Raw genomic sequence first — 24,953 nt, 5'->3', positions numbered from 1 at the left:
ATAAAAATGAAAAGAACTTTAATTATATTTTTATTTTTATTATTATCTATGGGTCTATTTCTTATAACTTTATTCAGTAAGAATACCGTTAGTTCATATCAAAAGCAGACAAATATTGACGTGTTTTATCGATTTATGCGAAAGACTGATATTAATCAGATTGATTTTGAAAAAGCTTATGCTTTGGGCCTATCAGATAACAAGAAAGAAATCAATAAAGAGTATTTGAATCAGCAAGATGCCTACCGTGAAATACTTTTTGATTATATTAACCGACAAATTGATTTTACAGAATTTGATAAGGAGATTTCAAATCTAGAAATTTCACAGTTTTTCCGCTTGGTTAAAAAGCCTTTAAAAGATATTAGTAATCGAGAGATGTACTACTCTAGTTTATCTCACTTAGACTCAAGCTATCTTTATATCCACAACGATATTCATATAGAAAGATTAAGTGAAGAAGAATTCCAAACTTTAGAAGATATAAAAAGTGGTAAAATTGTAGATGTAGTAGAGAAAGAAGAGTTTTTGAAAAAAACGCTTGTTAGAGTAATTTCATATTATGGGGAAGGAAAAGATAATTTTGCTGTCCAATATCGCGTACACGGAGGAGGAGCAATAAAATCTGATATACTTCATTCTTCCCTTCTTTTTTCTATTGAATATCGCAAACCTAAAAATGCAGGAACTTTAGATTATTATTCTGATGAGAATACTGCTAAGCGAGAATCTGAGCGTCAAAAATATGAAGACCTCGTTCCTAAATACGAACATATCTTTTCAGAAAAACTAGGCATTAAGGCTCAGATTGAGAATTCGCTCTATTCAAACATAAGACTCACATAATTATACTTTTTCTATTTTTAATTGTTATCAATTTGTAATTTATCAGCACTATTATTCTGCTTTTTAGTATGTTACAATGGTATCATTAACATCTTATTCAGGAGAAGTGCTGTGAAAAAGAGAATTTCAAAAAAAGGTAAGAGAATCCTTTCAGCTTTATTCATCATGACGACGACGATTGCTGTTGGTTTTGTCTTGGCAAAGCATATTAATCCTGCTAGTGCCAATAATAGCGACCAGCAGCCTATGAATCAAACAGACTATTTCATCTCACAAATCGGTGAGCCAGCGCGTCAGTTGGGACAGGACAATGATCTTTATGCCTCTGTTATGATTGCACAGGCTATTTTGGAAAGTGGTTCAGGACAGTCTGGTCTGTCTGGTGAGCCTCATTATAACCTTTTCGGTATCAAAGGTCACTATGATGGCCAATCTGCTAATATGGAGACTTGGGAAGATGACGGAGAGGGAAATGCTTATACCATCAACGACAGTTTCCGTTCATATCCTAGCTATGTAGAGTCTCTGCAAGACTATGTTGCGGTTCTCAAGCAGGGGCATTTTGCAGGTGCATGGAAGAGTAATGCGCCAACCTATCAGGATGCAACAGCTGCCCTGACTGGTGTCTATGCGACAGATACTAGCTATAATGCTAAATTGAATTATATTATTGAAAAATATGATTTGACTCGCTTTGATTCACCACTCTATGAGTCTGGAGCTGGCTATATCGTTTACAATCCTTATCGTCAGCAATACACTACTCAAGATATCTTGGATGTCGATACTGCCTGGGCGAATAGATTTTAATAAAGACAACAAAAAAGAGGGAGACCTCTTTTTATGTTTAATCGTAGATTTTAGGAGTATTTCATGGGAAAATTTAAAGATTTGCTTGACAAGCAAAAAATTATTATTTTAGACGGAGCCTTAGGTACAGAGTTGGAAAGCCTGGGATATGATGTATCTGGTAAGCTTTGGTCAGCTCAATACCTATTAGATCAGCCTCAGATTATTCAAAATGTGCATGAAAGCTATGTGAGAGCTGGCAGTGACATCATCACTACGTCCAGTTATCAGGCCAGCATTCCAGCATTTATAGAGGCGGGACTAACTCCTGAAAAGGCTTATAATCTTTTAAAAGAGACAGTCTTCTTAGCACAAAAGGCAATCGAAAATGTCTGGACGGGATTATCTCCAGAAGAGCAAAAGCAGCGACCCCGTCTTCTGGTTGCAGGATCGGTAGGGCCTTATGCTGCCTATTTAGCTGATGGTTCCGAGTATACGGGAGACTACCAGCTGAGTGAAGAAGAGTTTCAAGATTTTCACCGTCCACGCATCCAAGCTTTATTGGAAGCTGGGAGTGACTTGCTGGCTATTGAAACGATTCCAAATGGAGCAGAAGAGGCAGCAATCCTCCGACTTTTAGCTGAGGAATTTCCGCAGGCTGAGACTTATTTGTCCTTTGTTGCTCAGGCGGAGAATGCTATATCAGATGGCACTAAGATTGAGGAATTAGGGAATTTGGCTCAAGAAAGTCCACAAGTCTTGGCAGTTGGTTTTAACTGTACAGCTCCACATTTAATTGCTCCATTATTAGATGGGCTTGGACAAGTGTGCAACAAACCTTTTCTGACCTATCCAAACTCTGGCGAAACTTATAATGGCTTAACCAAGACTTGGCATGACGATCCAGAGCAGGAGCGGAGCTTGCTGGAAAATAGTAAACTTTGGCAAAATCAAGGAGTGCGTCTTTTTGGTGGTTGCTGCCGAACACGGCCAGAAGATATTGCTCAGTTAGCAAGAGGATTTAAGGGTTGAAAAGTTATTTTTCAATCCTTTTTTAGAAAATTTAAAAAGGTTCTCGAAAACGTTATCAAAAGAAAGAACTTTGTGATATACTATACATAGTTTAAATTAATAGGAGAATTTTTTATGCCTGAATCGACATTTATCCCTAAAATTGAAGCAGCTTGCCGCAAGAAAGAAGCTTTGTTTGATACAAGTAAGGCCAAGTACGCTGTTCGTTCCATCTTTGCTGGAGCTTTTCTAACCTTTAGTACTGGTGCTGGAGCTATTGCGGCAGATTTGACGAATAAGATCGTTCCAGGAACTGGGCGCTTTCTCTTTCCTTTCATCTTTGCTTGGGGATTGGCTTACATTGTCTTTCTAAATGCAGAATTGGTGACTTCCAACATGATGTTTCTGACTGTTGGTACCTTTTTGAAGAAGATTGACTGGAAAAAAGCCTTAATGATTTTGCTTTATTGTACCTTTTTCAATCTGATTGGCGCCTTGATTGCCGGCTGGCTCTTTGCTAACTCGGCTGCTTATGCAGGGCTTAGCAAAGATAGTTTCATTTCTGGTGTTGTGCAGATGAAGCTTGCTCGATCTAATGAGCTGATTCTGCTCGAGGGAGTGTTAGCCAATATCTTTGTTAATATCGCTATTCTTTCCTTCGTCTTGGTCAAGGATAGTACAGCTAAGCTCTTCTTAGTTATATCAGCCATTTATATGTTTGTATTCCTGACTAACGAACACTTGGCAGCCAACTTTGCTTCCTTCGCTATCGTGAAATTCAGCTCAGCAGCAGCGGAAGTGCAAAATTTTGGTATTGGAAACATCCTACGCCACTGGGGCGTAACCTTTATCGGTAACCTCATCGGTGGTGGCCTACTCATAGGTTTGCCATACGCTTGGTTTAATAAAAAGGAAGAAAATTACGTGGATTAGAATGCAGCCTTAGGGCTGTATTTTTTTGAAAAAATATTTGAATTTTTACACTTCAGAGGTCTAATTCAAACCAAGTGTAAATTCCTTTCAGTTCTTTAGTACGATCTTTGACTAACTTTCTAGTCTCTTTTTTAATGTTCATTGCCTATCAATCTCTAATATCTAAGCAAAACAGTTGACAGAATTATCGAAGTTTGTTAAATTAATTTGGTATATTATGTAATCAAAAGGAGATGTTATGAATAAGATTACTATTCAGTCACCAGATGGAAGAAAAGTCAAAACCTTGTCACCATCCTACTCTATTACAACCTTACTATTTAGTTTTTTTGTCCCGCTTTTTCGAAAGGACTGGAAATACTTTGGTATTATTTTAGGTTCTTTCTGCGCTTTGCTTGTTATTGCTGTGCTTTTCATTCCAGAAGATTTGTTAAAGCCAACTGGAACAGCCTTTAATTTCTTTTGGACTTTTTTCTATAATCGTTTTTGGATAAAAGATCGTGTTTTCAAAGATGGATGGCTGCCTGCAGATGAAGAAAGCAGAAGTCTGCTTAAAAAGACTTTTCCTAATATGCCATAAAACTACTGGAATAAATTTTTTCTATGATAAACAAAGTTACATACACAAGAGGGGGAATGCGATATAAAAGGAGATAAAGAATTGAGTTTAGGAGGAACTGTGGGAAGTGGGAAAAAGATTTGAGTTTTCGCCGCTTAGAGCTAGAATTTTGATGATGATTGGTCCAGTAATAAGTGCTATCTTCTTTGGTTTATATTCGTGTAGTTTTATTTATTATACATTAAAAGAAGGATTATCATTTTGGCTAGATATGATTCGTGATAATTTTATGTTTATTCTTTTCTTTATTTGGATCCATATGAGTTTAGTCGAGTCTATCTATAGAATGATAAAAAATAATCTTTTGTTAAACAGTAATATTCAGGAATTGAGAGGTTGTTACCCTGAGCTTGAGGAAGACTGGCAAAATCTTAATGATGCGGACTACCTTGACAAAGATTTGCAAGTTTTGGTTTATGGCGATCATCTCATTTGTTACAGGACATTTGATATTGCCTACCTACCAGAATGTTCTAAGATAGGTGCATTTATGAAGGCGTCTGTTTTTCGTCTTTCCCGTTTTCGTGAGGTAAGACGAGTTCATTTTTCTGCATGGTACCTTGATGGCAGTGAATCTGAACTCCGGACAGATGAGTTGCGAAAGTTTATTGGAATGAATCAGAATGCTCATAAAGACGCCTTATTTGATTATTTAAGAGAGAACTTTGATTATATTGAACTCGAAACATACGACTAAGGGAAAGAAGTAGATATTAGTCAAGTAAGAAATTTGCAGAAAATAATGACTAAATTTAAAAAGATTGTATAAAAAGCTTGCAATCTTTTTTTTCTTTTGCTATAATTATCAATGGTTTGAAAAAACTGCCTAAGACAGTAGGGGAGCTCGACTCATAAAGATCCTACCGAGGACAAAACGTATCATGTAAAAAGAAGCGTATTGTACTTTCGTGTCTAGGTTTGGGCGCGTTTTTCTTTTGGAAAATTCCCAAGCAAAATAATTACGGAGGTGAAACACTAAATGAGTGAAGCTATTATTGCTAAAAAAGCGGAACTGGTTGACGCAGTTGCTGAGAAAATGAAAGCTGCTGCATCTATCGTCGTTGTTGACGCTCGTGGTTTGACTGTTGAGCAAGATACCGTTCTTCGTCGTGAGCTTCGTGGAAGTGAAGTTGAGTACAAAGTTATCAAAAACTCAATCTTGCGTCGTGCAGCTGAAAAAGCTGGACTTGAAGACTTGGCATCTGTTTTTGTTGGACCATCTGCAGTAGCATTTTCTAACGAAGATGTTGTTGCTCCAGCGAAAATCTTGAACGACTTTGCTAAGAACGCTGATGCACTTGAAATCAAAGGTGGTGCAATTGAAGGCGCTGTCGCATCAAAAGAAGAGATTCTTGCACTTGCAACTCTTCCAAACCGCGAAGGACTTCTTTCTATGCTCCTTTCTGTACTTCAAGCGCCAGTTCGCAACGTTGCACTTGCTGTCAAAGCAGTTGCAGACAACAAAGAAGACGCAGCTTAATCTTAAGCTACGCAGCGTAGCCTAGCTACGAAAAAATATTATAAATTTAAAAATTATTTGGAGGAAATAACAATGGCATTGAACATTGAAAACATTATTGCTGAAATTAAAGAAGCTTCAATCCTTGAATTGAACGACCTTGTAAAAGCTATCGAAGAAGAATTTGGTGTAACTGCAGCTGCTCCTGTAGCTGTAGCTGCTGCTGGTGCTGGTGAAGCTGCCGCTGCTAAAGATTCATTCGATATCGAATTGACTGCTGCTGGCGACAAGAAAGTCGGCGTTATCAAAGTTGTACGTGAAATCACTGGTCTTGGCCTTAAAGAAGCTAAAGAACTTGTTGATGGTGCACCAAACGTTATCAAAGAAGGCGTTGCTGCAGCAGAAGCTGAAGAACTTAAAGCTAAATTGGAAGAAGCAGGCGCTTCAGTTACTCTTAAATAATAGAGTTTCCAATCATAGAAATCAACCAAGTCGAAAGACTTGGTTTTTTTGTATCCAAAAATCATTTTTATGTTAAAACGCTAACCAAAAATAGGATTCTATGATATAATTTAGACAGATTATTGCGATTTAGGAGATATTATGAATAAAATAAAAGTTATATGAGATTGTTGATTAGGAGATTTTTATTAGGGGGATTCAGATGAATGAATGCAATGGCTTACGGTTGCTCATTCTCTGGTTTAAAGGATTTGTTATTCTTTTTAGAATAATTTGAAAGGGATTTTATGAAAAAGTTTTTTGGGGAGAAGCAAACTCGTTTTGCTTTTAGAAAATTAGCTGTCGGGCTTGTTTCGGCTGCTATTTCTAGTTTGTTTTTTGTGTCTATCGTTGGGGTTGACTCTGTTCAGGCACAGGAAAAGTTGAATGTACACTATAAATACGTGACAGATACTGAAATAACTCCGCAAGAAAAGGAGTTGATTGTAAGTGAATTTCCTAAAATGCCTGAAGGCAATGAGGAGACTTACTATCTTGTCTACAGGTTAAACTCAAATGCTGGATCAAAAACCTTACCGAATACAGGCGACAGTAACAATTCCAATACTATGATGACGGCTGGTCTGTTAACGACGATAGGATTGGTTTTTTTTCTTGTGTCAAAAAGAAAGGTTAAAAGCAAGTTCCTATTGACTGTTTTGGTGGGTGCTAGTGTCGGAGGAGGTTTGATACTATCTGTCGATGCACTGGAAAATGGGATCTTGCTAAAGTATAATGCGGAATATCAAGTCTCGGCTGGGGAAAGTCTGCCTTCACCGGATGAGATTTCGGGCTATACCTATGTTGGCTATATAAAAGACGAATCGATTAAAAAATTATTAGACAATAAAATTACTGATAATCAGCAGAATGCTAATCTAGATAAAGAAGCTTTAAACCAAAATAAGAAGCTAGATTATTCTGTTTCTTTCGATAAGAATGGGCTGAAAAATCAAACTCTTGGTGTCAATACAATTGAGCCTCAAGATGAAGTTTTGTCTGGCCGAGTAGCTAAGCCTGAACTATTATACAAAGAAGAGACAGTTGAAACTGAGATAGCCTATGAAGAACAAATACAAGAAAATCCGGATTTAGCCGAGGGGACTGTAAGAGTAAAACAAGAAGGCAAACCAGGCCGTAAAATCGAAGTCGTTCGAATTTTTACTGTAGATAATGCGGAAGTTTCAAGAGAGGTTCTTTCAACTAAAATAGAGGAAGCGACTCCTCAAATAGTGGAAAAAGGCACTAAAAAGCTTGAAGCACCTAGTGAAAAACCAGTAACTTCTAACTTGGTTCAACCTGAGCAAGTCGCACCATTACCTGAGTACACAGGCGTCCAATCCGGTGCAATCGTTGAGCCCGAGCAGGTGGCTTCTTTGCCTGAGTATTCAGGTACACTATCTGGAGCCATCGTTGAGCCTGAACAAATTGAACCGGAGATTGGAGGCATCCAATCCGGGGCCATAGTAGAACCTGAGCAAGTTTCTTCATTACCTGAATACACAGGACCTCAAGCAGGCGCGGTAGTCGAGCCAGAACAAGTAGCTCCATTGCCTGAATACATAGGACCTCAAGCAGGTTCAGTAGTAGAACCTGAGCAAGTTACTCCATTACCTGAATATACCGGTGTTCAAGCAGGTTCAGTAGTGTCACCTGAACAAGCTACACCTTTACCAGAGTATACGAGGACTCAAGCAGGTTCAGTAGTAGAACCTGAACAGGTGGCTTCATTACCAGAATACACAGGAATTCAAGCAGGTGCAGTAGTAGCACCCGAACAAGTGGCTTCATTACCAGAGTACACAGGAGTCCAAGCAGGAGCAATCGTTGAACCTGAACAAGTGGCTTCATTACCTGAATACACAGGATCTCAAGCTGGAGCGATTGTTGAGCCTGAGCAGGTAGAGCCTCCGCAAGAATATACTGAAAATATCGAACCAGCAACGCCAGAAGCGGAAAATCCTACTGAAAAAGCTCAAGAGCCTAAAGAGCAGAAGCAAGAACCAGAAAAAAATATCGAGTTAAGAAATGTATCTGACGTGGAGTTGTATAGTCTAACGGATGGGAAGTACAAGCAGCACGTTTCTCTGGATGCTAATCCAACCAATCAAGAGAATTATTTTGTGAAGGTGAAATCATCTAAATTTAAAGATGTCTTCTTGCCGATTTCTTCAATAGTCGATAGCACGAAAGATGGTCAGCCGGTTTATAAAATTACAGCAAGTGCTGAAAAATTAAAACAGGACGTCGACAATAAATACGAGGACAATTTTACTTTCTATCTAGCAAAAAAGGCAGAGAGAGAAGTCACAAACTTCACTTCCTTTAGTAACTTGGTCCAAGCTATAAATAATGATCTTGGAGGGACCTATTATTTAGGTGCTAGTCTGAATGCCAACGAGGTCGAACTAGAAAATGGAGCTAGCAGTTATATAAAGGGTAGATTTACTGGTAAGCTCTTTGGCAGCAAAGACGGAAAAAATTATGCTATTTATAATTTGAAGAAGCCTTTATTTGACACTTTGAGTGGAGCTACTGTAGAAAATCTGGCTCTTAAAGATGTAAATATCTCAGGGAAATCTGACATTGGGGCCCTTGCAAATGAAGCGAATAATGCAACAAGGATTAACAATGTCCATGTAGACGGTGTTCTGGCTGGTGAACGTGGCATTGGTGGCTTGGTTTGGAAGGCTGATAATTCTAAGATTACGAATAGTGGTTTCAAGGGAAGAATTATCAACTCCTATGAAACGAGGTCTCCATACAATATCGGAGGATTAGTAGGTCAACTGACTGGCATCAATGCAGTAGTTGATAAGTCAAAAGCTACAATTACCATCTCATCAAATGCGGATAGCACCAACCAAACTGTCGGCGGCCTTGCAGGTCTTGTCGAGAAAGATGCGCTTATCAGCAATAGTTATGCCGAGGGCAACATTAATAATGTGAAACGCTTTGGAAGTGTTGCTGGTGTGGCTGGCTACTTGTGGGATAGAGATTCTAGCGAAGAGAGACATGCTGGAAGATTGCATAATGTTCTTAGCGATGTCAATGTTATGAATGGGAATGCGATTAGTGGTTATCACTATCGAGGAATGAGGATAACAGACTCATATAGCAATAAGGACAACAGAGTCTACAAAGTGACTCTTGAAAAAGATGAGGTTGTCACCAAGGAATCGTTCGAAGAGAGAGGAACAATCCTTGATGCTTCTCAAATCGCAAGTAAGAAATCTGAAATCAACCCGCTTTCTGTACCGACTGTCCAAACCTTGCTGACTAGCACTAATAAAGAAAGTGATTTTTCTAAGGTTGAAGACTATCAAGCCAGTCGAGCTTTAGCATATAAGAATATAGAAAAATTACTGCCGTTTTATAATAAGGCAACCATTGTCAAATACGGTAATCTGGTAAAAGAAGATAGCACTTTGTTTGAAAAAGAAGTCCTATCTGCAGTCATGATGAAGGATAATGAAGTGATTACAGATATTGCTTCGCATAAAGAGGCGGCTAATAAGCTCTTGATTCATTATAAAGATCATTCATCTGAAAAGCTAGATCTCACCTACCAATCTGACTTTAGTAAGTTAGCAGAATACCGTGTGGGAGATACAGGTCTCATCTATACGCCAAATCAATTCTTACAAAATCATAGTTCAATCGTCAATGAAGTTTTGCCTGATTTGAGAGCAGTCGATTATCAGTCAGAGTCTATCAGAAACACCCTAGGTATTTCTTCAGGCGTTTCACTGACGGAATTATACTTAGAAGAGCAGTTTGCAAAAACCAAGGAAAATCTAGCAAATACACTGGAAAAACTTTTGTCAGCTGATGCAGTCATTGCCAGCGAAAATCAAACGATTAATGGTTACGTCGTAGATAAAATCAAACGCAATAAGGAAGCATTGCTTCTAGGTCTGACTTATTTAGAACGCTGGTACAACTTTAACTACGGCGATGTGAATGTCAAAGACTTAGTTATGTACCATATGGATTTCTTTGGTAAAGGAAACGTATCACCGCTAGACACGATCATTGAATTAGGTAAATCTGGCTTTAACAATCTTCTGGCCAAGAACAACGTAGATGCCTATAGCATCAGCCTAGCAAACAATAATGCAACAAAAGATTTGTTTAGCATGCTTGCCAATTACCGAGAGGTATTTTTACCAAACAAAACAAATAATCAATGGTTCAAAGAGCAAACCAAGGCTTATATCGTTGAAGAAAAATCAGCTATTGATGAGGTGAGGGTCAAACAAGAGCAGGCTGGCAGCAAGTATTCTATCGGGGTGTATGATCGAATTACCAGCAACACTTGGAAATACCGAAATATGGTCCTTCCTTTGCTGACAATGCCTGAAAGATCGGTCTTTGTCATATCGACTATATCCAGTCTTGGCTTTGGTGCCTATGACAGATATAGAAATAATGAGCACAGAGCAGGGGCAGAACTCAATAAGTTTGTTGAGGATAATGCCCAAGAAACCGCAAAACGTCAACGCGATCATTATGATTATTGGTATAGAATATTAGACGAGCAAGGGCGTGAAAAGCTCTATCGAAATATCTTGCTCTATGATGCCTATAAGTTTGGTGATGATACTACTGTCGGCAAGGCTACAGCGGAGGCACAATTTGACAGTTCTAATCCAGCTATGAAGTATTTCTTTGGGCCGGTTGGAAACAAGGTCGTACACAATAAGCATGGTGCCTATGCTACTGGTGATAGTGTTTACTACATGGGCTATCGTATGCTGGACAAGGACGGAGCCATTACCTATACCCATGAAATGACGCATGATTCTGATAATGAGATCTATTTTGGCGGATATGGAAGAAGAAGCGGACTTGGTCCAGAATTCTTTGCCAAGGGCTTGTTGCAAGCACCGGATCATCCAGATGATGCGACAATCACGGTCAACTCAATTCTCAAATATGACAAGAATGATGTGACTGAAAAATCTCGTTTGCAAGTCCTTGATCCAACTAAACGTTTCAGAGATGCGGATGATTTGAAAAACTATGTCCATAACATGTTTGATGTCATTTATATGTTGGAGTACCTAGAAGGGATGTCAATCGTGAACCATCTGTCCGATGTGCAGAAAGTGAACGCTCTGAGAAAAGTCGAGAATAAATATGTTCGAGATGCTGATGGAAATGATGTTTACGCAACGAATGTGATAAAAAATATTACAATGGCGGATGCGCAAAAATTAAACTCATTCGACAGTCTCATTGAAAATGACATTCTTTCAGCTCGTGAGTACAAAAACGGCGACGTAGAAAGAAATGGCTACCATACGATTAAACTCTTCTCTCCGATTTATTCTGCTTTAAGCAGTGAAAAAGGAACGCCTGGAGATCTTATGGGACGGCGTATGGCTTATGAACTTCTGGCAGCCAAAGGCTTCAAAGATGGTATGGTCCCTTATATCTCTAATCAGTATGAAGATGATGCTAAGCAAAACGGGAAAACAATCAGTATCTATGGTAAGACCAGAGGTTTGGTAACAGACGACTTAGTTTTACGCAAGGTCTTCAATGGTCAGTTTAATAATTGGACTGAGTTTAAGAAGGCTATGTATGAAGAACGTAAGAACAAGTTCGACAGCCTGAACAAAGTCACATTTGATGATACAAGACAACCATGGACAAGTTATGCTACCAAGACTATAAGCACTGTAGAAGAGTTGCAAACCTTGATGGATGAAGCAGTTCTCAAAGATGCAAACGATAATTGGTATTCTTGGAGTGGCTATAAACCAGAACATGACAGTGCTGTACACAAGCTTAAAAAAGCAGTCTTCAAAGCTTACCTCGATCAAACCAATGATTTCAGAACATCAATCTTTGAAAACCAGAAGTGATTGGTTTGAGTATGTCAAATGGACTGCAAAGTTGCAAGTCTGACAAGTTGGGAGAAGAGATTTGATTTTTCTTAGAGTCCAGCTTTCTTACAGATAAAAAATGACGAACCTAGTGAGGACTAGGTTTGTTTTTCTATATAAGTCATGCAATTAAAACTGTAGGTAGTTTGCTTTCGGGTAATTTGCTGCTGACAGTCATTGATGAGGCTGGTAATAAGCAGAAAAAAGTCTGAGATGACCTTTACGCTCTTTCATATTTTTGATATAATATTTGTATTAAGGCGTGCATTTGCGCGCTCTTTTCTGTGTTTTAAAAGCACTTGGGTGCTTTATAGTGAGTTATTTTTGAATAGATGGTGAAGGAGGACTTATGTTATACATTTGGTCTTATTTGAAGAGATATCCTAAGTGGCTGGTCTTGGACTTTGTCGCGGCAATCTTTTTTGTGATTGTCAATCTAGGGTTGCCAACGGTGCTGGCTCGGATGATTGATGAGGGAATCAATCCTAAGCAGACAGACCGGCTCTTTTTCTGGGCTTGGGTCATGTTTGGCGTTATTATCTTAGGAGTGCTGGGGCGAATTGTTTTGGCTTATGCGGCTGGGAAGCTAACGACGACCATGGTACAGGATATGCGCAATGATCTCTATGCCAAGCTGCAAGAGTATTCTCATCATGAGTATGAGCAGATTGGAGTGTCTTCTTTGGTCACGCGCTTGACTTCGGATGCTTTTGTACTCATGCAGTTTGCGGAGCAAACCCTTAAAATGGGTGTCATTACTCCCATGATGATGCTGTCCAGTATTCTCATGATTTTTCTGACCAGCCCATCTCTAGCCTGGATTGTAGCTGTTTCAGTGCCTTTCTTGGCTGTCGTGGTCATTTATGTGGCGGTTAAAACCAAGCCCTTGTCTGAAAAGCAGCAGAAGACCCTTGATAAGATTAATCAGTATGTGAGGGAAAATCTGACTGGTCTGCGCGTTATTCGAGCTTTTGCAAGAGAGGAATTTCAAGAGAAGCGTTTTTCTGATGAAAATGAGGTCTATGCGCAAAACTCCAATAAGCTCTTTAAGCTGACTGGTCTGACAGAGCCACTCTTTGTGCAGATTATTATTGCGATGATTGTGGCCATTGTCTGGTTTGCCCTAGACCCCTTGCGGGACGGCAGTCTTGAAATCGGGAATCTCGTTGCCTTTATCGAATACAGCTTTCACGCCCTGCTGTCCTTCCTCTTCTTGGCCAATCTCTTTACTATGTATCCTCGGACGGCAGTATCGAGCCAGCGGCTCAAGGAAGTTATGGATATGCCTATTTCAATCAATCCTAATGAAGATGGTATAACCGAGACAGATACGCAGGGTTATCTGGAGTTCGACAATGTAACCTTCGCTTATCCAGGTGAGACAGAGAGTCCTGTACTGCATAATATTTCTTTCAAGGCTAAGCCGGGCGAGACTATTGCCTTTATCGGTTCAACTGGTTCTGGTAAGTCTACGCTGGTACAGCTGATTCCACGCTTTTACGATGTAACACTAGGTAAGATTTTAGTGGATGGTGTGGACGTCCGTGAATACAATCTGAAGGCACTGCGTCAGAAGATTGGCTTTATCCCACAGAAGGCTCTGCTATTTACCGGAACTATCGCAGAAAACCTACGCTACGGAAAGGAAGAAGCCAGCCAAGAAGAGCTTAGTCAGGCGGCTGATGTTGCTCAAGCCAAGGACTTTATCGAGAGTCGGGAAGAGCGTTTTGAGACTCATCTGGCTGAGGGAGGCAGCAATTTATCCGGTGGGCAGAAACAGCGACTTTCTATCGCCCGTGCGGTTGTCAAAAAGCCGGATATTTATATCTTCGACGACTCTTTTTCTGCACTGGATTACAAGACGGATGCAGTGCTTCGTCGTCGTCTCAAGGAAGTGACAGGTCAAGCAACAGTGCTGATTGTAGCCCAACGGGTAGGAACCATCATGGACGCTGACCAGATTATTGTTCTGGATCAAGGCGAAATCGTTGGACGCGGGAATCACGAAGAGCTGATGGAAACCAATGATATCTATCGTGAAATTGCGGATTCTCAGCTGAAAAATCAAGCTTTGACAGAGGAATAGAAAGGAGACTGACATGAAAAACACATCAAGTTTTGCTCGTCTGTGGAGCTACCTAAAAGTTTATAAATTTGCAGTCGCCTTTGCTATCTTCCTCAAAATCCTCAGCGTCGTTATGAGCGTCGTCGAGCCCTTTGTCTTAGGTCTAGCCATTACAGAGTTGACAAATAATCTGCTGGATATGGCTAAAGGTGTGGCTGGCGCCCAGATTAATGTGTCCTATGTTGGCTGGGTCATGGTCTTGTATTTTGTGCGGGCGATTATTTATGAAATCGGTTCTTACTATTCTAATTACTTTATGACCAATGCAGTGCAGGCTACCATTCGTGACTTGCGCAATGAACTTAGCCATAAGATTAATCGCATCCCCGTTTCTTACTTTGACAAGCATCAATTTGGTGACTTGCTGGGGCGTTTTACCAGCGATGTCGAAGCTGTTTCAAATGCCTTGCAGCAGTCCTTTCTGCAGGTTATCAATGCAGTCTTCACTCTGATCTTGGTTATCGTCATGGTATTGGTGCTTAATCTGCAGTTGGGTATAATTGTGGTAATCTCGATTCCGATTACCTACCTTAGTGCCCGCTTTATCGTGAAGAAATCGCAACCTTACTTTAAACAGCAGGCAGATGTACTGGGGGCTATGAATGGCTTTGTTCAGGAAAATCTGACAGGTTTTAATATCTTGAAGCTCTATGTCAGAGAAGAAAGTTCGCAGGAGGATTTTCGACAAATTACGCAAAAGCTGCAGAAAGTAGGTTTTAAAGCCAGCTTTATCTCCGGTTTGATGATGCCTGTTTTGAATGTTATTTCGGATCTGACCTACCTCTTACTGGCTCTGCTGGGCGGTCTTCAGGTTATTGCTGGGCGATTGACAGTCGGGAATATGCAGGCTTTTGTTCAATATGTCTGGCAGATTAACCAGCCTATTCAAAACCTGACTCAGCTGGCAGGTCAGCTTCAGAGTGCCAAGTCTTCTTTGGACCGAATTTTCCAAGTGCTGGACGAAGCAGATGAAGTAAATGATAGGACAGAAAAGCTGAATCAAGATCTGACAGGTCAGGTTAGCTTCAAGGATGTGGACTTCCAGTATGTGGCAGATAAGCCACTCATTCGGAATTTCAATCTGGAAGTCAAACCTGGAGAAATGGTGGCTATTGTTGGTCCGACTGGTGCTGGTAAGACCACGCTGATTAATCTTCTTATGCGTTTCTACGATGTGACCAAAGGCGAGATTACAGTTGATGGGCAAGATATACAACATCTGTCCCGTCAGGACTACCGTAAACAGTTCGGTATGGTGCTGCAGGATGCTTGGCTTTACGAAGGGACTATCAAGGATAACCTTCGTTTTGGCAATCTGCAAGCCACTGATGAAGAAATTGTAGAAGCAGCCAAGGCAGCTAATGTGGACCATTTTATCCGGACCTTGCCAGGCGGATACAACATGGAAATGAACCAAGAATCCAGCAATATCTCGCTAGGTCAGAAGCAGTTGCTTACGATTGCGAGGGCTCTTTTGGCAAATCCTAAGATTCTGATTTTGGATGAAGCGACCTCATCTGTCGATACACGGCTTGAGCTCTTGATTCAAAAGGCTATGAAGACACTCATGCAGGGTCGGACCAGTTTTGTCATTGCTCACCGTCTGTCGACTATTCAAGAAGCAGATAAGATTTTGGTACTCAAGGATGGTCAGATTATCGAGCAAGGCAATCATGAGATTCTCTTGGCAGATAAAGGATTCTATTATGACCTTTACCAGAGTCAATTTTCTAAAAAAGCGGAAGAAGTTTAAAAGGTTTGCTAAATCATTTGATAACTGCTAGAATATAAGCAAAGTGAGGTAGCAATGTCTTTAACCAGTCAAATTATTACAGCAGAATTTCCTGATTTGGATAAGGTTGAGGCCTTAAATCGCGAAGCTTTTCCTGTAGAGGAAAGGGTTCCTATCAGCGAATTTCTTCGTTATACAAACGATAAGCAGTCTCATTTCTTCGCCTTCTACAATGAGGAAGAATTTGTAGGTTTTGCTTTTGCAGTTCATAACGAAAAAATGTTCTATGTCAGCTTCTTTGCGATTATGCCGCACCTTCGCAGCCATGGCTATGGGGGAGAAATTATTCATAAACTGACAGAGTTTTATCAAAAGACCATGGTTCTAGAGGTAGAACGTGTCGATGAAGAATGTGACAATTTAGAGCAACGTCAAGCACGTATGGACTTCTATAAGCGTAATGGCTTTCGAACGACCAATGCCTTTCTGGAATATGAAGGGTTAAGCTTTGAAATCTTGTATTTGGGACATCATTTTGATGAGGAGGCTTATCGAGATATTTTCCATATGCTGCAAGAGAAGAACTTCTTTGAATTCGAAATTAAGTACAGAAGATTTAGCGATGTATAAAGACTGCTAAATGATTTATAGCCATTTTTAAAAGGTTGAGATAGGATGTCTCAACCTTTTTACTATGAAAAATCTCTTTTATTTTGTTTTGGATCAGGAAGGACAATATTGTATTTTTCTCGCATTCAGCAATAGTTGAGTATATCTGTTTAAAGAAAGTGAACCATCAAAAAAAATAAAGAGAGGTTGGTAAATTATACGATTTAAAACAAATTTATTTATCTTACTTTAAAACAAGCCTTAAATCTGTGGATAAGTGAGGATTTTACGCAAAATTCCGGATAAATAATTCGATTTAAATCATATATACTCTTTTGATTTGAATCAATATTCTGAAAAATTCAAAAATCTTGCGTATCAGGCTATTTCCGTATATACTGATAAAGCATGAAAAAAATTAAAGGAGATTCCCGTGATTAAAAAAGGTGGCTTAACAGGCTTGCTCTTATTTGGAATATTTTTCGGTGCTGGGAATTTGATTTTCCCGCCTTCACTTGGAACATTATCTGGCCAGCATTTTTGGCCAGCTATTGCAGGATTTGTCCTGTCTGGAGTTGGGCTTGCTGTGCTGACTTTGATTATCGGAACTCTCAATCCTAAGGGCTATATCCACGAGATTTCTCAGAAGATTGCGCCTTGGTTCGCTATTGTCTATCTTGTAGCCTTGTATCTGTCAATCGGGCCCTTTTTTGCTATTCCGCGGACTGCGACGGTGGCCTATGAAGTTGGTATCGCTCCTATGCTGTCTAAAAATATGACCGGTATAGGATTGATTGTTTTCACGACATTTTACTTTGCAGCTGCTTATCTGATTTCTTTGAATCCATCTAAGATTTTGGATCGGATTGGACGTATTCTGACGCCTGTCTTTGCATTTTTGATTATTATCTTAGTTATTCTAGGAGCTTTGAAATACGGAACAACGACACCTCAGCAGACTTCGCAAGCTTATTCTGCGTCAGCTTTTGGGCAAGGGTTCTTGGAAGGTTATAATACTTTGGATGCCTTAGCTTCCGTGGCCTTCAGCGTAATCGCAGTAACAACTCTTAACCAGCTAGGTTTCAAGAATAAAAAGGAATATGTTTCAACCATCTGGATTGTTGGTTTGATGGTAGCGTTGGGCTTTAGCGCCATGTATATTGGTTTGGCTTTTCTGGGCAATCATTTTCCAGTTCCAGCTGAGATTATTGCCAAAGGCAATCCAGGTGTTTATGTCCTATCGCAGGCGACACAGGCTATCTTTGGGCCTACAGCACAGATTTTCCTTGCAGCTATGGTTACTGTGACTTGTTTTACAACAACTGCAGGACTTATTGTATCGACTGGGGAATTCTTCCATAAAACTTTCCCTAAGGTATCTTATAAAGTTTACGCAACGGTCTTTACTTTGATTGGATTTGCGATTGCCAATCTTGGCCTCAATGCCATTATCCAATATTCTGTTCCAGTCTTGCAAATTCTCTATCCAATTACCATTGTTATCGTACTGATTGTCATTGTCAATAAATTCTTGCCACTGTCCAAAATCGGTATGCAATTGACGGTAGCAGCAGTGACTCTGATTTCCTTTGCGGGCATTCTTGGGCAGCAGTTCCATATTACAAAGGTAAGTGATATTGTAAATGCCCTTCCATTTGCTCAGGCTTCATTGCCTTGGTTGGTGCCAGCTCTAGTTGGAATCCTACTTTCTCTCTTTTTGCCCAACAAGCAGAAGAGTGAGCGTTTTGAGATGGAGAGCTAATAGATAACATCCGCCACAATGTGGTGGATTTTTTTGACTCATTGTCAATTATAGTAGGGAATTTATGGCGAAGGAATTCAAGCTTTTTTTATGAGCAATAGGACAATATAATCCTTTTATAAGATAGATTTAAGAAAAATTTTAACTTTTTCTTAACCATTTTTAATCTTAGGAGATTATACTAAAGTCATAAAAAAACAAACCTAAAGGAGAATCTTATGAAATTCAATTCAAATCAAAAATATACCCGCTGGTCAATTCGTCGTTTAAGTGTGGGTGTGGCTTCCGTCGTTGTTTCCAGTGGTTTCTTTTTGCTTGTTGGTCAACCAAATACCGTACATGCAGATGATCTCACCTCAACTCCTACTAAAGTTCTTCAAGAAGATTCGTCATTATTAGAAAAGAATAAGTTGCCAGAGACAGTTTTAAAAGAAGAAATGGATTCGGCTCTACCTGCAAATCAGTCAGCTCCTAAGGAAGAGGTTGATGAAACTATTTCTCTAGATAAGTCTAGCCTAGCTCCTAAGGAAGAAATGGTAAAACCAAAAGAAGAACAGACTATGGCAGAAGTTAGCAATCAAAAAGAAGAAGCTAAACCGGTGGCAACTCTTGTTGAAGTTTCAAACCAAGATCGTGAAGCGGCTACTTCTCAATCGGTAACGACTCCAGATGAAGTTAGAAAAGGAGTTGAAGAAAATACTAAGGACACGGTAGACGTTCCGGCCAGCTATTTAGAAAAAGCAAACGTTCCTGGTCCATTCTTGGCAGGTGTTAATCAAGTTATTCCGTATGAAGCTTTCGGTGGAGACGGCATGTTGACGCGCCTCTTACTCAAATCTTCTGACAAGGCTCCTTGGTCAGACAATGGCAAAGCGAACAATCCTGCTCTATTGCCGCTTGAAGGCTTGGCAAAAGGTCAATACTTCTACGAAGTGGATTTGAATGGCAATACTACAGGTAAAGACGGACAAGCCCTTCTTGACCAACTTCGCATCAATGGCACTCATGATTACCAGGCGACTGTCAAAGTCTATGGTGCTAAAGATGGTAAACCAGATTCGACTAATCTTGTAGCAACAAAAAATGTAACTGTTAGTTTAAATGTCCTTGTTTCAAAAGAATCAGTCAAAGACTCAGTCACCAAAAATATTAAAGACCATATTGATGTTCCAGCTAGCTATTTAGAAAAGGCAAACGTTCCTGGTCCATTCTTGGCAGGTGTTAATCAAGTTATTCCGTATGAAGCTTTCGGTGGAGACGGCATGTTGACACGTCTCTTACTCAAATCTTCTGACAAAGCTCCTTGGTCAGACAATGGCAAAGCGAACAATCCAGCCCTCTTGCCACTTGAAGGCTTAGCGAAAGGTCAATACTTCTACGAAGTGGATTTGAACGGCAATACTACAGGTAAAGACGGACAAGCCCTTCTTGACCAACTTCGCATTAATGGCACTCATGATTACCAAGCGACTGTCAAAGTCTATGGTGCCAAAGATGGTAAACCAGATTTGACAAATCTTATCGCGACTCGTCAAGTAATAATTCGGCTGTATGGAAAAGAAATGTCTGCACAACCATATCAACAAGAACAAATGAATGTGAAACCTTCTACAACAGATTCTATGAGTACAGCTAAGGGTATGAAAGAAGTGGATCACCATACAGCTGATCTGAAGGAGAAACATCCCACTTCTAATCCGATGGCAGATATGGTGAAAAAAGATGATAAGCCTTCGTTACCAAAAACTGGTGAAGCCCAGACTTCTACAGCAACAATTGGTTTCTTCGGGCTAGCCTTGGCAGGAATTCTTGGCTTTCTAGGTTTGAAAGAAAAACAAAAAGATTAAGTAAGGTTCAAATTATTTAAAAATTACTAAAAATAGTGTTATACTAAAGCCAGTATAACACTGTTTTTATGAGGAGATTGGCAATGGGAAAGACAATTTTACTTGTTGATGATGAGATGGATATTCTGGATATCAAAAAGCGCTATCTTGTGCAGGCTGGCTACCAAGTTTTAGTGGCTCGAGATGGCGTGGAGGGATTAGATCTTTTCAGAAAGAAATCTGTTGACCTGATCATCACGGATATTATGATGCCAAATATGGACGGTTATGACTTTATCAGTGAGGTTCAGTATATAGTACCTGATCAACCTTTTCTTTTTACAACGGCTAAGACCAGCGAGCAAGACAAAATTTACGGGTTGAGCTTAGGAGCAGATGATTTTATAGCCAAACCTTTTAGCCCACGCGAGCTAGTTCTAAGAGTCAATAATATTTTGCGCCGACTTCATCGTGGAGGTGAGATCGAACAAATTGAGCTCGGTGACTTGATGATGAATCATGTGGTTCATGAGGCTCGTATCGGGGAGTATTTTTTGGAATTAACAGTGAAGTCCTTTGAACTACTTTGGATTTTAGCTAGTAATCCTGAGAGAGTTTTTTCAAAGACGGAGCTTTACGAGAAGGTGTGGCAGGAAGACTTCGTAGATGATACCAATACACTTAATGTTCATATCCATGCTCTGAGACAGGAATTGACCAAGTATGCCAGCTCAAACACTCCTGCCATCAAAACTGTCTGGGGTCTTGGGTATAAAATGGAAAGATCACGAGGTGGAAAATGAAATTAAAAAGTTACATTCTAGTAGGGTACCTAATTTCTAGCCTACTAACGATTTTACTCGTTTTCTGGGCAGTCCAGCGAATGTTGATTGTAAAAAGCGAGATATATTTCCTAGTTGGAATGACATTGATTGCTAGTTTTATAGGAGCGGCAGTCAGTCTCTTTCTTTTATCGCCAGTATTTTCTTCCCTTCGGCATCTGAAAAAACAGGCTCAGAATATTGCTGACAAGGATTTTAGTACAGAGATTGACGCCAAGGGCCCTATCGAATTTCAAGAGTTGGGTCAGGCTTTTAACGATATGTCGCATAATTTGCAAGAAACGTTTGAGTCTCTTGATGAAAGTGAACGAGAAAAAGGAATGATGATTGCCCAGCTTTCTCACGATATTAAAACTCCCATTACCTCTATTCAGGCGACTGTGGAGGGGATTTTAGATGGAGTGATCGAAGAAGAGGAGCAGATTCATTACTTGACCACGATTAGCCGTCAGACAGAGCGTTTGAATAAATTGGTGGAAGAATTGGGTGTTTTGACTCTTAATGCCCAACCTCGAATAGAATCAGATGGAGAAGCTGAAATAGTGTTTCTAGACCAGCTATTGATTGAGGTCATGAGTGAATTTCAACTATTGATTGAGCGGGAGGAGCGGGACATCTACATTCAAGTGTATCCCGAGTCAGCAAAAATTAAGAGCCATTACGATAAACTTTCCCGTATCTTGGTCAACTTGATAAATAATGCCTTTAAGTACTCCGACCCTGGAACTAAAATCGAGATAGTGGCTCAATTAACTGATCAAATCTTGACAATCAGTGTGAAGGATGAAGGACGGGGTATTGCTTCTGAGGATTTGGATAAGATTTTTAAACGCCTTTACCGTGTGGAAACTTCTCGTAATATGAAGACAGGTGGGCATGGTCTGGGCCTTGCTATTGCTCGTGAGTTGGCTCATCAGCTGGGTGGAGAAATAATGGTCGAAAGCCAGTGTGGCCTAGGAAGCACTTTTACATTTACTCTCAACTTACCATAAATCCACAATAAGTGATAAACATTTTTAACTCTTGATTTAGCAAAGATAACATCAAATTCAAGTTTTTTCAAATCTTTCTCTCTATTTTTAGGGAGATTTTTATTTTATACTAGAGTCAGAAATTGGTAGAGAGGTTTTTGAAATGGCAACAAGTTTTTTGTTCTTTATTTCTGTTTTTCTGGCGGGGATTCTCTCTTTTTTCTCGCCCTGTATTTTACCGCTGATGCCAGTCTATGTGGGGATTTTGCTGGATACAGAACATCCGAAAACGGTTCGGTTTATGGGAAAAGACATTTCCTGGTATGGTCTAGCTAAGACGCTCTGCTTTATAGCTGGCTTATCAACTGTATTCTTAGTTTTAGGCTACGGAGCTGGCGCGCTAGGGCAAGTCCTCTATGCCCCTTGGTTTCGTTACGTTCTGGGCGGGATTGTCATTCTACTGGGAATCCACCAGATGGAAATCATTAATATCCAGCAACTGCAAAAGCAAAAGAGCATCCAACTTAAAAAGAATAGTAAAAGAAGTGATTTTCTTAACGCTTTTCTCTTGGGTATCACCTTTAGCTTTGGTTGGACGCCCTGTGTGGGACCTGTTCTGAGTTCTGTTTTAGCAATTGCTGCTTCTGGCGGTAACGGCGCTCTTCAGGGAGGTTTGCTTATGTTGGTTTATACACTTGGATTAGCACTTCCTTTTCTAGCTATGGCTTTGGCTTCTGGCTGGGTATTACAGCGCTTTGCGAAACTCAAACCTTATATGGGAACGCTTAAGAAAATCGGCGGTGCACTCATCATTCTCATGGGAATTTTGCTGATGCTTGGAAATCTAAACGCTTTAGCATCATTATTTGGATAAAAATTATATAATTAAAGGAGACACATCATGAAAAAAATCACTACACTTACAATTGCTGCACTTAGTATCTTTGTCCTAGCTGCCTGCTCTAATCAAAAATCAGATTCTGATATGAAGAAGACGGATGACAGCAGCATGATGAAGAAAGATGATATGAAAAAAGACGACATGAAGAAAGAGGATATGAAAGACTCCAGCATGTCTGATGATAAAATGAAAAAGGATGATATGAAGGATTCTTCTATGATGTCTGACAATAAGTCTGATATGAAAGATGATATGAAATCAAGCGATTCAAGCATGAAGGATGACATGAAAGATTCATCCGAAATGTCATCTGACAAATAAGAATTCCACCATAGGAAAGAAAGTCGTCAGTTTTGTCGACTTTCTCCTTATTTTGAAAGGAAAGAAAACGATGAAGAAGTTATCAATATTGACTATCAGTCTGCTTTGTGTCGGCTTTTTGGGAGCCTGTTCAAATCAGAAGATGAACTCGGAAGTTTCTAAAAGTGATAAAAGCAATATGGAAACAAAAGCTGATTCTGAGCAATCTACCAAGATGGCCAAAGACTTTAGTCTGCAAGGAGTAGATGGCAAGACCTACAAGCTGTCTGATTTCAAAGGCAAGAAAGTGTATTTAAAGTTTTGGGCTTCTTGGTGCTCTATCTGTCTATCCACTCTTGGAGATACTAATGATTTGGCTAAGGAGCAGTCAGGAAAAGATTATGTTGTTCTGACGGTAGTGTCTCCGACTTTTAATGGAGAAAAGTCTGCTGATGATTTCAAGGAATGGTACAAGTCTTTAGACTACAAAGACTTCCCGGTTCTCATGGATACTAAGGGAGAATTGCTGAAAGAATACGGGATTCGCTCTTATCCATCTGCTCTATTCGTAAGCAGCGACGGTTCTCTTGCCAAGACACATATTGGCTACATGAGCAAGGAAGATATTGAGAAAACACTGAAAGAAGTCAAGTAGAAAGTGGTAATGAACATGGAAGGTAAATGGAAGATTTTTCTGGTTCTGCTTGGCTTGCTTGTCTGCTTTGGACTGGTCTATGTGATTGCAGGGAATGGTAAGCAATCGTCATCTGAACAGATTAAGAAAGCTTCAATGAGCAAGACAGAAGCGGTAGCCAAACAAAAGACAGAAGATGTCAAGGAAGAGGACAAGAGGGAGATTTATCTGGCTGGTGGTTGTTTCTGGGGTGTAGAAGAGTATTTCTCTAGAGTACCAGGTGTACTTGATGCAGTATCAGGCTATGCAAATGGTAAGGGTGACACGACCAAGTATGAATTGGTCTCTCAAACTGGTCACGCTGAGACTGTTCACATTACTTACAATGCCAAGAAAATTTCGCTAAAAGAAATTCTGCTTCACTATTTCCGCATCATTGATCCAACTTCTAAAAACAAGCAGGGAAATGATCAGGGTACCCAGTATCGGACAGGCGTTTATTATAAGGATGAAGCTGATCTAGATACCATTAATCAGGTCTTTGATGAGGTTGCTAAGAAATACGATAAGCCTTTAGCTGTCGAAAAAGAAGCTCTGAAAAACTTTATCAAGGCAGAAGATTATCATCAGGATTACCTAAAAAAGAATCCTAATGGATATTGCCATATTGATGTCAATCAAGCTGCTTACCCAGTTATCGAAGCTAGTCGTTATCCTAAGCCTAGCGATGAAGAGATTAAGGCTAAGCTTTCGCCAGAAGAATATGCAGTTACACAAAAGAATGACACAGAGCGGGCTTTTTCTAACCGCTATTGGGATAAGTTCGATGCTGGTATCTATGTGGATGTGGTGACGGGAGAGCCTCTCTTTTCATCAAAGGATAAGTTTGACTCAGGCTGTGGTTGGCCGAGTTTCACCCGTCCTATCAGTCCAGATGTTGCAACTTACAAAGAAGACAAGAGTTTCAACATGACACGGACAGAAGTTCGCAGTCGGGTTGGAAATTCCCATCTGGGCCATGTTTTCACAGACGGTCCTAAGGACAAGGGCGGCTTACGCTATTGTATTAATAGTTTGTCAATCAAGTTCATTCCCAAAGCTGAAATGGAGGAGAAGGGCTACGGTTATCTTTTGGATTATGTTTAAGAGCATTTTGATTGAAAATTTGCTATAATAAATCCAGTAAAAATAAGGAGTTG

General features: G+C 39.9%; 20 protein-coding genes and 1 other annotated feature. All 20 genes read left to right on the top strand.

Features of this window, described 5'->3' with window-relative positions; all coding sequences use genetic code 11:
- The first annotated feature begins 6 nt into the window (after positions 1-6).
- Positions 7-846 (top strand): hypothetical protein, encoded by an 840-nt coding sequence (locus tag FKX92_RS03800; protein WP_149565575.1) that lies wholly within the window; start codon positions 7-9, stop codon positions 844-846.
- 111 nt (positions 847-957) lie between these two features.
- A complete protein-coding gene (locus FKX92_RS03795) occupies positions 958-1,656 on the top strand; it encodes a glucosaminidase domain-containing protein (RefSeq protein ID WP_061591818.1) in 699 nt (232 codons plus the stop codon).
- 63 nt (positions 1,657-1,719) lie between these two features.
- Positions 1,720-2,667 carry a homocysteine S-methyltransferase gene (gene mmuM / locus FKX92_RS03790; RefSeq protein WP_149565574.1) on the top strand — a complete coding sequence of 316 codons (948 nt, stop codon included), beginning with the start codon at positions 1,720-1,722 and terminating at the stop codon, positions 2,665-2,667.
- 114 nt (positions 2,668-2,781) lie between these two features.
- Positions 2,782-3,579: a formate/nitrite transporter family protein gene (locus tag FKX92_RS03785; protein ID WP_002906631.1), complete on the top strand. Its 798-nt coding sequence runs from the start codon at positions 2,782-2,784 to the stop codon at positions 3,577-3,579.
- 238 nt (positions 3,580-3,817) lie between these two features.
- Entirely contained in the window at positions 3,818-4,159 is a 342-nt protein-coding gene (locus FKX92_RS03780) for a hypothetical protein (RefSeq protein ID WP_002906630.1), read from the top strand.
- Positions 4,160-4,265: 106 nt separating this feature from the next.
- Positions 4,266-4,895, top strand: a complete 630-nt coding sequence (locus FKX92_RS03775; protein ID WP_002906629.1) for a hypothetical protein — start codon at positions 4,266-4,268, stop codon at positions 4,893-4,895.
- Between the two features lie 110 nt (positions 4,896-5,005).
- Positions 5,006-5,141 (top strand) — a sequence feature (ribosomal protein L10 leader region).
- A gap of 36 nt (positions 5,142-5,177) precedes the next feature.
- Positions 5,178-5,678, top strand: a complete 501-nt coding sequence (rplJ, locus tag FKX92_RS03765) for a 50S ribosomal protein L10 (protein ID WP_002897628.1) — start codon at positions 5,178-5,180, stop codon at positions 5,676-5,678.
- Between the two features lie 72 nt (positions 5,679-5,750).
- Entirely contained in the window at positions 5,751-6,119 is a 369-nt protein-coding gene (gene rplL / locus FKX92_RS03760; RefSeq protein ID WP_002900419.1) for a 50S ribosomal protein L7/L12, read from the top strand.
- Positions 6,120-6,406: 287 nt separating this feature from the next.
- Positions 6,407-12,031: a ZmpA/ZmpB/ZmpC family metallo-endopeptidase gene (locus tag FKX92_RS03755; protein ID WP_149565573.1), complete on the top strand. Its 5,625-nt coding sequence runs from the start codon at positions 6,407-6,409 to the stop codon at positions 12,029-12,031.
- Between the two features lie 370 nt (positions 12,032-12,401).
- Positions 12,402-14,138 carry an ABC transporter ATP-binding protein gene (locus tag FKX92_RS03750; protein ID WP_149565572.1) on the top strand — a complete coding sequence of 579 codons (1,737 nt, stop codon included), beginning with the start codon at positions 12,402-12,404 and terminating at the stop codon, positions 14,136-14,138.
- Between the two features lie 13 nt (positions 14,139-14,151).
- Positions 14,152-15,930, top strand: coding sequence for an ABC transporter ATP-binding protein (locus FKX92_RS03745; protein ID WP_149565571.1), 1,779 nt, complete (start codon positions 14,152-14,154; stop codon positions 15,928-15,930).
- A gap of 54 nt (positions 15,931-15,984) precedes the next feature.
- Positions 15,985-16,539 carry a GNAT family N-acetyltransferase gene (locus FKX92_RS03740; RefSeq protein WP_149565570.1) on the top strand — a complete coding sequence of 185 codons (555 nt, stop codon included), beginning with the start codon at positions 15,985-15,987 and terminating at the stop codon, positions 16,537-16,539.
- Positions 16,540-16,951: 412 nt separating this feature from the next.
- Entirely contained in the window at positions 16,952-18,280 is a 1,329-nt protein-coding gene (gene brnQ, locus FKX92_RS03735) for a branched-chain amino acid transport system II carrier protein (protein WP_149565569.1), read from the top strand.
- A 218-nt stretch (positions 18,281-18,498) separates the two neighbouring features.
- Positions 18,499-20,127, top strand: coding sequence for an SSURE domain-containing protein (locus FKX92_RS03730; RefSeq protein WP_149565568.1), 1,629 nt, complete (start codon positions 18,499-18,501; stop codon positions 20,125-20,127).
- An 83-nt stretch (positions 20,128-20,210) separates the two neighbouring features.
- Positions 20,211-20,909 (top strand): response regulator transcription factor, encoded by a 699-nt coding sequence (locus tag FKX92_RS03725; RefSeq protein ID WP_149565567.1) that lies wholly within the window; start codon positions 20,211-20,213, stop codon positions 20,907-20,909.
- Complete coding sequence (locus FKX92_RS03720) at positions 20,906-21,940, top strand: HAMP domain-containing sensor histidine kinase (RefSeq protein ID WP_149565566.1); 1,035 nt, start codon at positions 20,906-20,908, stop codon at positions 21,938-21,940. The genes FKX92_RS03725 and FKX92_RS03720 overlap by 4 nt, the downstream gene beginning before the upstream one ends.
- A 142-nt stretch (positions 21,941-22,082) precedes the next feature.
- Complete coding sequence (gene ccdA2, locus FKX92_RS03715; protein WP_149565565.1) at positions 22,083-22,793, top strand: thiol-disulfide oxidoreductase-associated membrane protein CcdA2; 711 nt, start codon at positions 22,083-22,085, stop codon at positions 22,791-22,793.
- A 27-nt stretch (positions 22,794-22,820) separates the two neighbouring features.
- The gene (locus FKX92_RS03710; protein ID WP_111675849.1) at positions 22,821-23,141 is read left to right on the top strand and encodes a hypothetical protein; all 321 of its coding nucleotides are present in this window, start codon (positions 22,821-22,823) and stop codon (positions 23,139-23,141) included.
- A 70-nt stretch (positions 23,142-23,211) separates the two neighbouring features.
- A complete protein-coding gene (locus FKX92_RS03705) occupies positions 23,212-23,775 on the top strand; it encodes a redoxin family protein (protein ID WP_149565564.1) in 564 nt (187 codons plus the stop codon).
- Between the two features lie 15 nt (positions 23,776-23,790).
- Positions 23,791-24,900, top strand: coding sequence for a peptide-methionine (R)-S-oxide reductase MsrB (gene msrB, locus FKX92_RS03700; protein ID WP_149565563.1), 1,110 nt, complete (start codon positions 23,791-23,793; stop codon positions 24,898-24,900).
- Positions 24,901-24,953 lie beyond the last annotated feature (53 nt).

Source organism: Streptococcus sanguinis (assembly GCF_008329445.1).
In the GTDB taxonomy this organism is placed as follows: domain Bacteria; phylum Bacillota; class Bacilli; order Lactobacillales; family Streptococcaceae; genus Streptococcus; species Streptococcus sanguinis_O.
The sequence above is the reverse complement of the archived record's forward strand: the minus strand, read 5'-3'. Positions and strand labels throughout refer to the sequence as shown.

Excerpts from the sequence above, each read along its gene's own strand:
- FKX92_RS03745 (WP_149565571.1), top strand. The coding sequence starts at position 14,152 with ATGAAAAACACATCAAGTTTTGCTCGTCTGTGGAGCTACCTAAAAGTT.
- FKX92_RS03730 (WP_149565568.1), top strand. The coding sequence starts at position 18,499 with ATGAAATTCAATTCAAATCAAAAATATACCCGCTGGTCAATTCGTCGT.
- FKX92_RS03785 (WP_002906631.1), top strand. The coding sequence starts at position 2,782 with ATGCCTGAATCGACATTTATCCCTAAAATTGAAGCAGCTTGCCGCAAG.
- FKX92_RS03710 (WP_111675849.1), top strand. The coding sequence starts at position 22,821 with ATGAAAAAAATCACTACACTTACAATTGCTGCACTTAGTATCTTTGTC.
- FKX92_RS03780 (WP_002906630.1), top strand. The coding sequence starts at position 3,818 with ATGAATAAGATTACTATTCAGTCACCAGATGGAAGAAAAGTCAAAACC.
- FKX92_RS03720 (WP_149565566.1), top strand. The coding sequence starts at position 20,906 with ATGAAATTAAAAAGTTACATTCTAGTAGGGTACCTAATTTCTAGCCTA.
- ccdA2 (WP_149565565.1), top strand. The coding sequence starts at position 22,083 with ATGGCAACAAGTTTTTTGTTCTTTATTTCTGTTTTTCTGGCGGGGATT.
- FKX92_RS03800 (WP_149565575.1), top strand. The coding sequence starts at position 7 with ATGAAAAGAACTTTAATTATATTTTTATTTTTATTATTATCTATGGGT.
- FKX92_RS03705 (WP_149565564.1), top strand. The coding sequence starts at position 23,212 with ATGAAGAAGTTATCAATATTGACTATCAGTCTGCTTTGTGTCGGCTTT.
- FKX92_RS03725 (WP_149565567.1), top strand. The coding sequence starts at position 20,211 with ATGGGAAAGACAATTTTACTTGTTGATGATGAGATGGATATTCTGGAT.
- FKX92_RS03740 (WP_149565570.1), top strand. The coding sequence starts at position 15,985 with ATGTCTTTAACCAGTCAAATTATTACAGCAGAATTTCCTGATTTGGAT.
- FKX92_RS03750 (WP_149565572.1), top strand. The coding sequence starts at position 12,402 with ATGTTATACATTTGGTCTTATTTGAAGAGATATCCTAAGTGGCTGGTC.
- FKX92_RS03755 (WP_149565573.1), top strand. The coding sequence starts at position 6,407 with ATGAAAAAGTTTTTTGGGGAGAAGCAAACTCGTTTTGCTTTTAGAAAA.
- mmuM (WP_149565574.1), top strand. The coding sequence starts at position 1,720 with ATGGGAAAATTTAAAGATTTGCTTGACAAGCAAAAAATTATTATTTTA.
- msrB (WP_149565563.1), top strand. The coding sequence starts at position 23,791 with ATGGAAGGTAAATGGAAGATTTTTCTGGTTCTGCTTGGCTTGCTTGTC.
- rplL (WP_002900419.1), top strand. The coding sequence starts at position 5,751 with ATGGCATTGAACATTGAAAACATTATTGCTGAAATTAAAGAAGCTTCA.
- rplJ (WP_002897628.1), top strand. The coding sequence starts at position 5,178 with ATGAGTGAAGCTATTATTGCTAAAAAAGCGGAACTGGTTGACGCAGTT.